The sequence below is a fragment of the Halobacterium sp. MBLA0001 genome, from assembly GCF_049705385.1.
Classification (GTDB): domain Archaea; phylum Halobacteriota; class Halobacteria; order Halobacteriales; family Halobacteriaceae; genus Halobacterium; species Halobacterium salinarum.
In genome coordinates this window covers 1,097,063-1,108,437 of the sequence record NZ_JBNAMQ010000007.1, presented here as the reverse complement: position 1 = coordinate 1,108,437, position 11,375 = coordinate 1,097,063, and the positions used below count along the sequence as shown (strand labels likewise).

Genomic DNA, 11,375 nt, shown 5'->3' with positions numbered 1-11,375 from the left:
TGGGCGGCGGCGGGGGTTGAAGTGGACCCCAGCCCTCGGTCCGGCATGCAGCTGCACGACCGGTTGTACACGCTCTACGACGAGTTCGACACCGAGAGCCTGCGCGCCCACCAGGAGTTCGTGGACCTCGCGCCGCCAGTCGATTCGCCGGTTGCACTGCAGTACTGGGAGTCAGCAAGCGACGAGCTGGCGGCGCACAAAGACGAGATCAGGGCGGCGTTCCCGGCCCACGACGCGTTCGCCGACGTGGCGGCGCGGGCCACCCGCGACCAGGCGTTCACCGCCCTGGACCTCTACGGCAAGTACGGGCGGGCGGTCAACGTGCTGGTCTTGGACGTCGACGAGACGCTGCGGTCGGCGGGCAGCACGGACAACGAGATCCCGCGGGCCACGCTGCATCTGCTCACGGAGTTCCACGAGGCGGGCGTCCCCATCGTCATCTGCACGGGGCAGACGCTGGAAAACGTCAAGGGGTTTTTGAGCCAGGGGTTGGGCAACGAGCTCGTGCATTCCGGGCGGCTGTCGGTGGTGTACGAGGCCGGGACGGGCGTGTTCACGCCGGGCCACGGCGCGGACACGAAGCGGCTGCTGTACGAGGACCTCGGCGACGACGTGCGGGGCGTGTTCGACGACGTGCGCTCGCGGGTGCACACGGCGGCCCCCGAGGACATCCGGCGGGGGTGTCACCTCCAGGGCAACGAGTTCAACGTCACGCTCAAGCCGAACTACGAGACCGGCAGCGAGCGCGCCCGCGCGCTCATCGACAGCGCGCTCGTGCATCTGTTGGGGTTGCTGGCGGACTGCGTGGGCGCGGACCCGGCGGCCGTGCGGGCGTACTACGCGGACGCCGACCCCGAGATCGCGGCGGTCGTCGCGGCGTCCTCGGCCGCCGTCGGCGACGCCGACGCGCTCGGCGAGGCGGCGGCCGAAACGCTGTCGCGGATCGACGTGGGGTATTACGAGGGGGACGCCGCCGAGATCGCGTCCCGGGAACTGAACAAGGTGGTTGGGGTGCAGGCGGCCCTGGACGTGCTCGGGGTGGCGGATCCGTTCGCGCTCGTGATGGGGGATTCGAAAAGCGACCTGCGGGTGATGGAGCACGTCGACGACCACGACAGCGGCATCGCTGCCGCACCCGAGCACGCCTCGACGCGCGTGCTGGAGCACGTGGCGACGACCGACGAACTCGTCTTCGACGCCGGCGCGGCGGACGAAATCCTCCGGACGGCGTGGGCGCTGGCGCAGTTCGCGTAGCGGGCGTGGCCCGCGGCGCTTATGCTGGTCGCCGCACACCACACACGCATGCCAACGCACGCGCCGGCCCCGGGCAGCGGGGACCCACTGGGACTGCATGGCGTCGTTCCGCCGGTTGTAACCGCCTTCGACGCGGACGAGAGCCTCGACGCCGACACCACCGCCGACCACGCCCGCATGGTCGTGGATGCGGGCGTACATGGGGTGTTCCCGCTGGGGACGAACGGCGAGTTCCCGCTGTTGACCCCGAGTGAGCGCGACCGCGTCGTGACTGCGGTCGTCGACGAGGTCGGGGGCGAGGTGCCGGTCATCGCGGGCGTCGGCGCGCCGTCCACGCGCCAGACGGTCGCCCACGCCGAACACGCCGCGTCGGTCGGTGCCGACGGGGTCGTGGTCGTGACGCCGTTCTACTACCCGCTGGACGGTACGGCCGCCGTCGAACACTACCGGCGGGTGGCGGCGGCCGTCGACTGCCCGGTGTACGTCTACCACATCCCGTCGAAGACGGGCAACGAGCTGTCCCTGGAGACGCTGGCGGCGCTGGCGGAGATCGACGCCCTGGCGGGGGTCAAAGACTCCTCGAAGGACGTGCCGTGGCTGGGGCAGGCCGTCGACGCCCACCCCGAGTTGACGTTCCTGGCGGGCTCGGACTCCCTGCTTGCGCCGGGCTTGGACGTGGGCTGTGCGGGGCTGGTGTCGGCCGTCGCCAACGTCGCCCCGGAGCTGGTGGTGGGGCTGTACGAGGCCTACGACGAGGGCGACCGCGAGCGCGCCAGGGCGCGCCAGTCCACCGTCTACGAGGTGCGGGCAGCGCTCAAGCGCGGCCCCTACATGGCGGGCGTGAAGGCCGCCCTGGGGCTGCGGGGGTTCGACGCCGGGCCGCTGCGGTCGCCGCTGCGCGGGCTGGACGACGACGACCGGGCGGCGCTCGAAGCGGACCTCGCCGACCTGGGGCTGCTGTGAGCAGGAGTTTTACACCGTGGCGGGCGAACGCGCAGCCATGAGCGAGGACTACGCGGACCTCCACGATCCGAACGCGGAGTACACCATGCGCGAGCTGTCCGCCGAGACGATGGGCGCGGACAGCGGTCGGCCCGCACCGCGGGATCTCGAAATCACGGACGTCCAGACCACGATGGTGGACGGGAACTTCCCGTGGACGCTGGTGCGCGTCTACACCGACGCGGGCGTCGTCGGGACAGGGGAAGCCTACTGGGGGGCCGGCGTCCCCGAGCTCATCGAGCGCATGACGCCGTTCGTCGTGGGCGAGAACCCCCTGGACATCGACCGGCTGTTCGAGCACCTCGTCCAGAAGATGAGCGGTGAGGGCTCCGTGGAAGGCGTCACGGTGACCGCGATCTCGGGCATCGAGGTCGCGCTCCACGACCTCGCCGGGAAGGTCCTGGGCGTCCCCGCCTACCAGCTGCTCGGCGGGAAATACCGCGACGAGGTGCGGGTGTACTGTGACTGCCACACGGCGGCGGAGGCCGACCCCGAGGCGTGCGCCGACGAGGCCGAGCGCGTGGTCGACGATCTCGGCTACGACGCCCTCAAGTTCGACCTGGACGTCCCCAGCGGGCTGGAGAAGGACCGCGCGAACCGCCACCTGCGCCCGGGCGAGATCCGGCACAAGGCCGACATCGTGGCGGCGGTCACGGAGCGCGTGAAAGACCGGGCTGACGTTGCCTTCGACTGCCACTGGACGTTCTCCGGCGGGAGCGCCAAGCGCCTCGCGGCGGAGCTTGAGGCGTACGACGTGTGGTGGCTCGAAGACCCGGTACCCCCCGAGAACCTCGACGTCCAGGCGTCCGTAACCGAGTCCACGGCGACGCCCATCGCGGTCGGGGAGAACCGGTATCGCGTGACGGAGGCGCGCCGCCTCATCGAGAACCAGGCCGTCGACATCGTCGCGCCCGACCTCCCGAAGGTCGGTGGGATGCGGGAGACGCGGAAGATCGCGGACGTGGCGAACCAGTATTACGTTCCGGTGGCGATGCACAACGTCGCCTCGCCGGTGGCGACGATGGCGAGCGCGCACGTCGGGGCCGCCATCCCGAACGCGCTGGCCGTCGAGTACCACTCCTACGAACTGGGCTGGTGGAGCGATCTCGTCGCAGAGGACGTCATCGAGGACGGCTCCATCGAGGTGCCCGAACGGCCGGGGCTGGGCATCACCCTGGACATGGACGCCGTCGAGGAACACATGGTCGACGGCGAAACCCTGTTCGACGAGGCGTGACCGCGGCGCGCCGGGACAGCGATCAGCAGACCGACTTGGCGTCGACGCCCATCCCGTTGAGGGCGGCGACGTACTCCTGGTAGGCGGCGTCGACGGCGTCGGCGGCGGCATCGGCGGCGCGCGCCCAGTCGTCGTCGCCGTCGCAACACGACGCCAGCGCGGCGGCGGCGTCGGCGGTGTCGGCGCTGGTGTCGCGTCTGAGGTCACGGAACAGGTCCGCGCGGTCGTGGGCGGCGTCGTTGACGAAAAAGCCCACGAACTGCGCGAGCGTGCGGTCGGCGACCAGCCCGCGGCCGACCACCGCGCCGAGGCGGGTGGTGTCGTCGGGCCGCTCGCGGAGGTAGTCGTGGACCGCGCCCGGGTCGGCCGCCGTGTCGGCGTCGTCGGCGTCGAGCGCCGCCGTGACCCGGTCGTAGTGGTCCCGTTCGGTGGCGGCAAACGAGTCGCAGGCGGCGGCTGCGGCGTCGGTGTCGGCGGCGGCGGCGAGCGCGTCGAAGGTGTCGGCGGCGGCGGCCTCGCTGGCGGCGGCGCGCGCGAGCACCGTCGGCGTGGTGAGGTCCGCGCCCGTGATCGCAACCAGGCGCTTGGATGACCCCAGGCGGTCGAGGGCGGTGCGTGTGCGGTCCGCGACTGCGTCCGGGAAACGCTCGGCGTTCATGGGGTGGGTTGGTCGCCGGTGAACGTGAGCTTTTGCCCCCAGGCGATGTAGGGGCGCGTATGCCTGCACCCACGGTGTCGGTTCGTGATCTCTACAACTGGCTCCAGGCGGACCGCGAGGTAGACGTGCTCGACGTTCGTGACCGCGCGGAGTTCGACGCGTGGTGCGTCGACGGCCCCGGCGTGACGGCGCGACACACTCCCTACATGGAGGTCGTTGCCGCCGGTGTCAGCGGCGACGCAGCGAGCGTGGTTCCGGACGGTCTCAGGGAGCCGGTGGTCGTTGTCTGTGCGGTCGGTGAGGCCAGCGCGGAGGTCGCCGAATCCCTCCGCGCGGAGGGCGTCGACGCCGTGAACCTGGAGGGCGGAATGGACGCCTGGGGGGCGTTCGTCACCAGCCACGACCTCGGCAACGGCGTGGTGCAGTTCGAACGCCCGTCGAGTGGCTGCCTGTCGTACCTGCTCGTGGACGGCGACGCGGCGGCGGTCGTGGATCCGCTGGCGGCGGCCGTCGACGCCTACGTCGAGGCGGCGGCCGCCCGCGACGCGACGATCACACACGCCATCGACTCGCACGTGCACGCCGACCACGTGTCGGGCGTGAGGGGGGTGGCCGATGCGACGGCCGCCGCGCGCGTGCTCCCGGCCGGCGCGACCGAGCGCGGCCTGGCGGTGGACGCCGACGTGCTCGCGACCGACGGGGACGAGATCGCGGTCGGCGACCGCACGCTCGGGGTCACGCACGCCCCCGGACACACGTCCGAACACCTCGTGTTCTCGTGGGGCGACGACCTCCTGACGGGGGACTGCCTGTTCTTGGACGGTGTCGGCCGCCCCGACCTGGAGGACGCCGACGCGGCCCGCGAGCTCGCGGGCCGCCAGTACGACACGCTCGGGGCGCTGACCGCGACCGCGGACGAGCGGCGGGTGATGCCCGGCCACGTCACCCCATCGACGACCCACGACGGACGCGACGGCGGGGTGGTGGGGTCGCTGGCGGCCGTTGCGGCGGAGCTGTCGATGCTGGATCTGGATCGAGCGGCGTTCGTCGATCACGTGACCACCGGGCTGCCGCCGCGGCCCGCGAACGACGAGGCGATCGTGGCGGTGAACCTCGGCGAGACGGCGATCGACGAGGACACCCTGGCGTTGGAGCGGGGGCCGAACAACTGCGCGGTGTCGGGTGACTGAGCTCAGTCGTCGTCGGCGGCGGCCTGGTCGGCGACCGCAGCCTCCTCCTCGATGCTGGGCGGGTACTTCCCGCGGTCGAGTACGAGATCCGTCTGTGGGCGCGCCATACACGTCAGGGCGTACTCGTCGGCTTCCGCGTCGGTGAGGCCGCGGGCGGCCGGCTGGGTGACATCGCCCGATTCGATTTTCGCGGAGCACGCCAGACACATGCCGACCCGACAGGAGTACTCCTGGGCGATGCCCTCCCGCAGACACGCCTTCAGGATCGTTTCGGTGTCCGACACCTCGATGGTTTCGCCGGTGCCGGCGAACTCCACGGTGTACTCGGTCATACGGCCCACGCTTGCAGGAGTGTGGACAAAACGCTTTCCACCCTGCGAGCGCGGGCCGTCGGTGTCGTCATAAAGAGTTTTGCTCGCGGACGGCAACTCGCGAGTATGCCTGCTCACGAGTACGACGTCGTCGTTGTTGGCGCTGGAACCGCTGGCTGCTATGCCGCGGCGACGGTCGCCGACGCGGGCTACGACGTCGTCGTTGTCGAGCGGAAATCGGCGTCGGAAGCCGGGCACATCGCGTGTGGGGACGCCCTCAAGGGCGCGGACAACTTCCCCGATGTGATCCCGAAATCCCAACTCGAACCCGCGTTCACGAACACCGGCGTCGACCACGGCCGGTTCGAGATCCCCCGCGAGGACACCGTCCTCAACATCCCCGTCCCGGGGGAGCTTGCGGTCATCGACCGCCGGGAGTACGGCCGGTGCGTGATCGACGGTGCCGAGCGCACCGGTGTCACGTTCAGCTACGACACCGTCGTGGAGTCGGTCATCCAGGACGACGACGGCCGGGTCACGGGCGTCACTGGCATCCGTGACGGGCGCGGCCACGAGTTCACCGGCGACATCGTGATCGACGCCGCGGGGTCGCTGTCGATCCTCCAGGACAAAGTCGACGTGTCGGGGGCGACCTTCGACACGAACGTCTCGTACTCGCAGTTCTGTTCGGCGTACCGGGAGATCGTGGAGGTGCCCGAGCCCGTCGAGTGGGACGACGCGCTCGTGTTCAAGCCGACGGATCGCGCCGCCGGCTACCTCTGGTATTTCCCGCGCACGGACACGGAGATCAACGCCGGGCTGGGGTTCCAGATGACCGAGGAGCCGATGACGCTGGTCGACGACCTGAAGGCCGACCTCCAGCAGCGCCCCGAGTTCGAGGGGGCTGAAGTCACCGACAAGCTCGGGGCGGCGCTGCCGACGCGGCGGCCCTACGACTCCGCGACGGCACCCGGGTTCATGGCGGTCGGGGACGCCGCGGGTCACGTCAACCCGACGACCGGCGGCGGCATCGCGGGCGCGGCGTACGCCGGCACCTACGCCGGCGAGCGCGCGATCCGCGCCGCCGAAACCGGCGACGTGTCCGAATCGATGCTGTGGGAGTACAACGAGCACGTCATGGACCACTTCGGCGCGCGGTACGCCGCCCTGGACGTCTACAACATCATGTCGACGGCCATCGACGTCGACGACCTGATGGGGCTGTTGGCGGCGCTGCCCGGCCAGAAGCTGGCCGAAGCGCTCTACGACGGCAGCACCCAGTTCGGGCTCAAGCTCAAGCTGGTGACGGCGCTGAAGTCCTTCGGGTACTGGTCGGAGATCATGGATTTCTACCGCGCGAAACAGCAGGCCGACCGGCTGCTCGATCACTACCGGGCGTATCCGAGTTCCCCCGACGGGCTCGCCGACTGGCAGGCCCGCCGCGACGACATCATGCAGTCAGTGTACGACGTGACGGGCGCGGACGCCAAATACTGACAGGGGGCGTCAGGGCCGCGTCTCCGCGACCCGCGTGATCGCGGTGGCGAGCGCGCCGACGCCGATCCGAAGCGACTGCTCGTCGACGTCGAACGTCGGCGTGTGGTGGCCGCCGGGGTGGTCGGTGCCGACACAGACGTAGCACGCCATGCCGCCCGTGTTCTGGACGCGACGCATGAGGTAGGTGGCGTCCTCGCTGCCGCCGAGGGCGTCGCTGTCGAGGACGGAATCAACGCCGGCCCGGTCGGCAGCGACCGCCCCGAAGCAGGCTGCGAGCTCGCGGTCGCTTTCCGCGCTCGGGGCTTGCCCCTCGGTCGCCGTTTCGACGGTGCAGTCGTGCATCTCCGCCGCCGACCGGACGACGCGGTCGGCGTGTGATTTCATGTACTCCATCAGCGCCGTCGTTTCCCCGCGCACCTCCCCCTCCAGGAAGGCGCTGTTGGGGACGATGTTGGGTGCCGTGCCGCCACCGGCGCGGCCCGCGTTCACGCGGGTTGCGCCGCCGTCGTGGCGCGGGATCGCGTGGAGGTTCTGGATCGCCGTCGCCATCGCCTGGATGGCGTTGCGGCCGTCCTCGGGGTGGGAGCCGGCGTGTGCGCCGGCCCCGGTGAAGTCGGCGCGCAGGTGGCTGACCGCGAGGAAGCCGTCGACGCCGGCAACCACCTCCCCGGTGGGGTGATCCAGGCCCAGGTGCACGGCGTACAGATAGTCGACGTCGTCGAGGTGGCCGCTCTCGGCGATTGGTTTGCCGCCGCCGGCGCGCTCCTCGGCGGGCTGGAAGACGACCTTCAGCGTGCCCTGGAAGTCGCTGTCGGCGACCGCCGCGAGCACGCCGACGCCGATGGTGGCGTGGCCGTCGTGGCCGCAGGCGTGCATGCAGCCGTCGTGCTCGGATCGAAACCCCGCGGCCGCGGGGTGGTGGTCGTCAGCCTCGCTTTCCGTGACGTACAGCGCGTCGATGTCCACGCGCAGCCCCACTGTCGGGCCTTCGCCGCGGTCGAGGACCGCGATCGCGCCCGTGTGGCCGCCCGCCATCGAGTCGAGCAGCGCCTCGTCGACGCCCGCGTCCCGGGCGGTTGCCCGCCAGTCGGCGAGCGTGTCGTCGTCCGGCACCGCCATGCGCGCGTCGGACGCCACGGCCTGCGGGCCGACGTGGAGTGTGTCGACGCCGATGTCCTCGCAGGCGTCGACGACGCGAGCGGTCGTCTGGAACTCACACCACGCCGGCTCGGGGATCCCGTGGAGGTCGCGTCGGAGTCGAGTCAGCACCGCAGGATCAGTGTAGTCCATACGGTATGTGGCGTCCGGTGACAGTTTAAATGTGGGAGTCGCTCAGAGGCCCAGTAACATATTTCCCGCTGCCAGGGAATTAGCAACCGTAGCAGAATGAGTACTGACCAGACGGACGGGTTCGATGGGGGAGTGTCTGCGGGGGACGACTCCGAGCCCGAAATCGACTTCTACGGCGGCAAACTGGCGAGCGCGTTCCCGCTCGTCTTCTTTGTTGTATGGGCGATCGTACAGAGCGGCGTGCTCCGAGTCAGCGACACCACAGGACTCGTGGCGGGAATGCTGGTGGCGCTCATCTTCGGCATGTTCCTCGTGAAGGGATCGTGGGCCGGATACGCGAACACGATCTTCGCGGGGATGACCCAGCGGGTCGCGGCCACCGCGATCGTCGCGTGGCTGTGGGCGGGCATGTTCGCCGAAACCATCCAGACGGGACAGTTCGTCTCCGGGCTGGTGTGGGCCGCGGAGGCGGCCGGCATCGGCGGCGCGGTGTTCCCGGCAGCGACGTTCATCCTTGCGGGGCTGCTGGCGACCGGCATCGGCTCCGGGTACGGGACCACCGTCGCGTTCACCGCGCTGTTCTTCCCGGCGGGGGTCGCACTCGGCGCGAACCCCGCGTTGCTGTTCGGGGCGATCCTCTCCGGCGCGGTCTTCGGGGACAACCTCGCGCCGGTCAGCGACACCACCATCGTATCGGCGGTCACGCAGGACGCCGACATCGGCGGTGTGGTGGCGTCCCGATTCAAGTACGCGGGCGTCGCAGCCGTGCTGTCGTTTGCCGCGTACCTGGGTGCCGGCGCGGTGATGGACGGCATCTCGGTTGCGGGCGACGCGAGCGCCATCCTGGGGTCGAACGTCGGGCCCACTGGCCTCCTGCACCTGCTGTCGATGGCCACGGTCATCGGCACCGCCATCGCCGGCCGCCACATCGTCGAAGCGATCTCCTGGGGGATCGTCGTGGCGTTCGTGTTGAACGTCGTGTTCGGGCTGGCGGACGTCTCGGAGATGCTGGTGTTCCGCGCCAGCGACAGCCTCTGGATCGCACGCGAGCTCTCCGTGCTGCCGTTCGTCGAAGCCATCAACACCAGCCCCGAGGGCGTCACCAGCAGCGTCGGTGGCAGCCTGTACGCTGGTGCGCAGGGGTTTTTCCCCCTGATCGTGCTCGTGTTGCTAATCGTGGCCGGCGCACAGATCATGATCCGCGGGGGCGGCTTCCGCGCGATCCAGGACTTCCTGCTTGAGTCGGTGGCGACGACGGTGCGACGCGCCGAACTCACGATGGTGCTTGGCACCGCGTTCGTGAACTCCATGATCACGATCAACACCGCCGCCGAGATCGCGATCGCGCCGTACATCGCGCGCCTCGGCGAACGATTCAACATCAACAGCTACCGGCGTGCGAACATCCTGGACGCGAACACGAGCGCGCTCGGGTACATCTTCCCGTGGTCGGGTGGCGTGCTCGTCGGCTACGCAGCGCTGGCGGACCTGCCCACCAAGTACGACTGGTTCACCCGGGGAATGGTGGTCGACCCCACTGAAGTCGTGCCGTTCGTCTTCCACGGGTGGCTGCTCGTGGGGGTGTTCGTGTTCTCGGCGCTGACTGGCTTCGGCCTGGAGTACATCAGTGACCGCGAGAGCGAGGAGGTGGCGCGCGCATGAGCATCCTCGAGAAGTACCTGGCGGGGTTGACGTTCCGGTCGAACACGCCGCGCTTCGATGCCGGCGACGAACTGGAGCTGTTCGTCACGGGGCGCGCGGACGGCGCGCACGTCGTGCGCGTCGGTGATTCGACACTGCGGTTGGACGGCGCGCCCGCGGACGCGCTCGACACGAAGGTACGACTACGGGTCACGGGCTTCGACACCGACGACCACGTCGGCGAGGCCGACTACCTCGAAACGGTCGGCGAGAGCGCGTTCTAAGCGGCGCGTTTCTTTTTTCGGGCGGCCCGAAGACCGAACGCCGGCCAGCGCTGCCGCTGGTCGAGTGGAACAACGGGAACCAAGGCGGGCGGCCTCAGACGGAGGACCCGAGTGGCTCGATGCGCTCGACTTCGGCCTCAACGTGGACGCTGGCCGGGAAGTCCCGCTCCATGATGTCGCGGGCGAGGTCGTCGTGGCCGTGCAGTTCGACGCGGCGTCGGTAGACCGTGTACTGCCAGTCGTTGGTTTTCTCCGCGGGATCGCCGCCGAGACGGGCGTACAGCGGCACGCGGATCTCGGCCGGAGCGTCGGAGTGTGGGCCCTTGAGTCGAGCGCCTTTTCGTCGACACGTTTCCTTGATGTCGGAGACGACGGCGTCGAGCGCCGTTCGGTCCCCGCTTTCCAGAGAGAGTTTTGTAACGAAGGTCATCGCTGGGGGTGCTACCCCTGAGTGAGGTGACCCACCGTGTTAAACCGTGTGTTTGATCGTGGCGGCGTGCGAGCCACCCCCACTCCGACATTGACTTAACCGCCGCTGCACTACCGGACCGTAATGACGGTCGAAGCGACCAGCGCCGGCGCGATCCTGTTCCGCGACACGCGGGACCGGCGCGAGTACCTCCTCCTGAAGAGCCGTCCCGGGGACTGGGAGTTCCCGAAAGGCGGCGTGGAGGGGGACGAGGAGCTCCAGCAGACGGCGATTCGAGAGGTACAGGAGGAAGCCGGGATCGAGGATTTCCGCCTCGTTGACGGCTTCCGCGACGAGTACGACTACGTGTTCGAGGCCAACGGTGACCGGATCCACAAGACGGTGCATCTGTTCATCGCGAAGTCCTTCGAGGCCAGCGCGGAGCTGTCCAACGAACACTCGGACCTGCAGTGGCGCGACTACGACCAGGCGGTCAACACCATCACCCAAGATGGCCCCCGGGAGATCCTCGAAGACGCCCACGTGTTCATCGACGAGGACGCCGACATCTGACCGCCGCCCGGCGGTCGGCCGACGCACAG

At 69.7% G+C, this 11,375-nt stretch carries 12 protein-coding genes; 8 read left to right on the top strand and 4 right to left on the bottom strand.

Going from position 1 to position 11,375, the window contains the following annotated elements; genetic code table 11:
* Nucleotides 1-45: 45 nt before the first annotated feature.
* The 3 genes from ACOZ32_RS06935 to ACOZ32_RS06925 are packed head-to-tail and all read left to right on the top strand — an operon-like array spanning nucleotide 46 to nucleotide 3,493.
* Nucleotides 46-1,254 carry an HAD family hydrolase gene (locus ACOZ32_RS06935; RefSeq protein ID WP_285271493.1) on the top strand — a complete coding sequence of 403 codons (1,209 nt, stop codon included), beginning with the start codon at nucleotides 46-48 and terminating at the stop codon, nucleotides 1,252-1,254.
* A 48-nt stretch (nucleotides 1,255-1,302) separates the two neighbouring features.
* Nucleotides 1,303-2,217, top strand: a complete 915-nt coding sequence (locus ACOZ32_RS06930) for a dihydrodipicolinate synthase family protein (RefSeq protein WP_205251496.1) — start codon at nucleotides 1,303-1,305, stop codon at nucleotides 2,215-2,217.
* A gap of 37 nt (nucleotides 2,218-2,254) precedes the next feature.
* A complete protein-coding gene (locus tag ACOZ32_RS06925; RefSeq protein ID WP_424335102.1) occupies nucleotides 2,255-3,493 on the top strand; it encodes a mandelate racemase/muconate lactonizing enzyme family protein in 1,239 nt (412 codons plus the stop codon).
* A 22-nt stretch (nucleotides 3,494-3,515) separates the two neighbouring features.
* Here the strand turns inward: ACOZ32_RS06925 and ACOZ32_RS06920 are convergent, their stop codons facing one another.
* The gene (locus ACOZ32_RS06920; protein ID WP_424335101.1) at nucleotides 3,516-4,151 is read right to left on the bottom strand and encodes a rubrerythrin family protein; all 636 of its coding nucleotides are present in this window, start codon (nucleotides 4,149-4,151) and stop codon (nucleotides 3,516-3,518) included.
* Nucleotides 4,152-4,210: 59 nt separating this feature from the next.
* On the opposite strand from ACOZ32_RS06920, the gene ACOZ32_RS06915 reads away from it, so the two are divergent.
* Entirely contained in the window at nucleotides 4,211-5,341 is a 1,131-nt protein-coding gene (locus ACOZ32_RS06915) for an MBL fold metallo-hydrolase (protein ID WP_424335100.1), read from the top strand.
* Between the two features lie 2 nt (nucleotides 5,342-5,343).
* Here ACOZ32_RS06915 and ACOZ32_RS06910 read toward each other — a convergent pair whose 3' ends face one another.
* On the bottom strand, nucleotides 5,344-5,673 hold the full coding sequence (locus ACOZ32_RS06910) for a 2Fe-2S iron-sulfur cluster-binding protein (protein WP_205251493.1): 330 nt from the start codon (nucleotides 5,671-5,673) through the stop codon (nucleotides 5,344-5,346).
* A gap of 105 nt (nucleotides 5,674-5,778) precedes the next feature.
* Here ACOZ32_RS06910 and ACOZ32_RS06905 point away from each other — a divergent pair, with 105 nt between their 5' ends.
* Nucleotides 5,779-7,149, top strand: coding sequence for a geranylgeranyl reductase family protein (locus ACOZ32_RS06905; RefSeq protein ID WP_010902279.1), 1,371 nt, complete (start codon nucleotides 5,779-5,781; stop codon nucleotides 7,147-7,149).
* Nucleotides 7,150-7,158: 9 nt separating this feature from the next.
* Here ACOZ32_RS06905 and ACOZ32_RS06900 read toward each other — a convergent pair whose 3' ends face one another.
* Entirely contained in the window at nucleotides 7,159-8,439 is a 1,281-nt protein-coding gene (locus ACOZ32_RS06900; RefSeq protein WP_424335099.1) for an amidohydrolase, read from the bottom strand.
* 96 nt (nucleotides 8,440-8,535) lie between these two features.
* Here ACOZ32_RS06900 and ACOZ32_RS06895 point away from each other — a divergent pair, with 96 nt between their 5' ends.
* A complete protein-coding gene (locus ACOZ32_RS06895; RefSeq protein ID WP_010902277.1) occupies nucleotides 8,536-10,101 on the top strand; it encodes a Na+/H+ antiporter NhaC family protein in 1,566 nt (521 codons plus the stop codon).
* Nucleotides 10,098-10,364 (top strand): DUF7513 family protein, encoded by a 267-nt coding sequence (locus ACOZ32_RS06890; protein ID WP_010902276.1) that lies wholly within the window; start codon nucleotides 10,098-10,100, stop codon nucleotides 10,362-10,364. The genes ACOZ32_RS06895 and ACOZ32_RS06890 overlap by 4 nt, the downstream gene beginning before the upstream one ends.
* Before the next feature lie 94 nt (nucleotides 10,365-10,458).
* On the opposite strand, the gene ACOZ32_RS06885 is transcribed toward ACOZ32_RS06890, so the two are convergent.
* Complete coding sequence (locus ACOZ32_RS06885) at nucleotides 10,459-10,794, bottom strand: uS10/mL48 family ribosomal protein (protein ID WP_205251491.1); 336 nt, start codon at nucleotides 10,792-10,794, stop codon at nucleotides 10,459-10,461.
* A 123-nt stretch (nucleotides 10,795-10,917) separates the two neighbouring features.
* Between ACOZ32_RS06885 and ACOZ32_RS06880 the strand changes: the two genes are divergently transcribed.
* Nucleotides 10,918-11,346, top strand: coding sequence for a bis(5'-nucleosyl)-tetraphosphatase (locus ACOZ32_RS06880; protein WP_010902274.1), 429 nt, complete (start codon nucleotides 10,918-10,920; stop codon nucleotides 11,344-11,346).
* The last annotated feature ends 29 nt before the right edge of the window (nucleotides 11,347-11,375 follow it).